At 31.8% G+C, this 1,806-nt stretch carries 1 protein-coding gene; it reads right to left on the bottom strand.

Annotated elements, in window-relative coordinates; translation table 11 throughout:
- Positions 1 to 102: 102 nt before the first annotated feature.
- Positions 103 to 786 carry a FadR/GntR family transcriptional regulator gene (locus J0N78_RS25375; RefSeq protein WP_209125858.1) on the bottom strand — a complete coding sequence of 228 codons (684 nt, stop codon included), beginning with the start codon at positions 784 to 786 and terminating at the stop codon, positions 103 to 105.
- Positions 787 to 1,806: the final 1,020 nt, after the last annotated feature.

Here is a 1,806-nt window from a genome sequence, read left to right as displayed (position 1 = left end):
TTTTTCCTATAAGAGGTACTACCTATTTGTTATTTTCCATAAAAAAATAAAGTGTGTTAGATACTAAGCATCACACTTTATTGAATATTTTAATATTACCCACTAATTGTTCTGATTCATTATATCTTCTTTACCTTGAAGCAAATGTAATCTCATTGCATTATAAGCACCCGTACCATCTCTTTGCTTAATATATTCTACTATTAATCGATGATTTTCTAATGCGTTCCGCCTAGCTAACTCTTTACCCTCTGCAACCCCCGAAGAGACAGATGCTCCAATACCTTGAATCAGCCTTTCAATTATTTCATTATGGGTAGCTTTCGCTAGAAATGTATGAAAGTTGTTATCAGCGTCTGTATAATCAAATCCATTTTTTATTAAATCCGCACATTCTTGTTCCAGTACAGTTAATTGTTCAATTTCTTTATGAGTTATACGTTCTGCAACAAGTCTCATAGCTTCAGGTTCAAGCATCAAACGGACTTCATACCATTTTATCTGTAATTCTCTGTGATCCTCTATTAAAGACAATCTAAATGGATCTGAAATAAAATTAGGGTTGTTAGCAACAAAAGTACCTACACCACGTCTGACTATGAGTACACCATTTCCTACTAGGATTTTAATCGCTTCTCGAATAGAGTTCCTACTTACACCCAGTATCTGTGCTAATGTTCTCTCATCTGGTATTTTATCATTTGGTTTATATTCCTCTTCCGACAATATCATTTTTTGAAGTCTCATTGCTATCTCCAGGGACAAAGGCCCTTTATTATTGCTCATAATGTTCTCCTCTCTAGAGTAAATCATTTAAATAATTTCTGTCTAATAGCATATTTTTTTGTTCCAACACCGCGACACTTTCTACATGCGTAGAATAGTGTATTTGGTACACTCAGAATGTTGGTGAGTTCACACGACTTATTAAATGTTATAGTAGCCTAAAAACATATACCTCTAAAAATAACTCTAATAGAGATTTAGAAATTAGTGTTTTTCCTATTCGAGTTCAAGTCATTTTATGTAGGATAGATACGTAAACTGTTCAATAACGGTTAAAGAATTGGTAATACCACCCCATCAAAAACGTTTCTCAGACTTTATCTATTTTATTTTTTAATTCTCCAGTCAACATTCTTCCACTCAAAATTCATTTGTATAAGGACATTATACTTTATTAAATAGCATTATAATTTTTCCATATTTTTACAACCAGTGTAGGCAAATGACTAATTTTATTTGCTGACTTCCAGCAGCTTATTCTATTCCAGCTTAAATTCAGCAAGAGCAGTAGCTTCCTTCCCTTTTACCTTCATGTATAGTTTCAATTTTATAGTCACCTATCATCATATCAAAATGTGCATCATGCCCTCGCTATAGAAACTACTTTTAAAGAGGATATCCATATATCTGTTTATTAACTCTTCACTATTTTCTACTTATATGTCTTCACTAACATAGTGTGAACCATCATTAATCCAATAAATTATGAACGGCAAGCCACAATCCTATTATCGATTCTACATTTCAATTAAAAGCGTTAAGTTTTTTGTAAAATGATTTTCATGTAACGGACGAGAACTAACGAAACTTCAGATTGTTCCACCTATTATTGTAAAGGATAAAAATACCCAATCCACAAGTTATTTGAAGTTAAATGATCAAATAGTATTGTTAAAAAAGGGTTCAGATCCAATCTCTACTTCACTTAATGCTCTGTTCCTAAACGATTCATAATAGAATGATTTATAAAATAGCTCAATGGATTATATTTATATTCCATCAAATCATAATCCACTAATA

Source organism: Alkalihalobacillus sp. BA299 (genome assembly GCF_017745675.1).
In the GTDB taxonomy this organism is placed as follows: domain Bacteria; phylum Bacillota; class Bacilli; order Bacillales; family Bacillaceae_F; genus Alkalihalobacterium.
Note: the sequence above shows the minus strand (reverse complement) of the source record. Positions and strands in the feature narration are given on the sequence as shown.

Bases quoted from the DNA above. Each gene is read 5' to 3' on its own strand.
- J0N78_RS25375 (WP_209125858.1), bottom strand. From the start codon at position 786: ATGAGCAATAATAAAGGGCCTTTGTCCCTGGAGATAGCAATGAGACTT.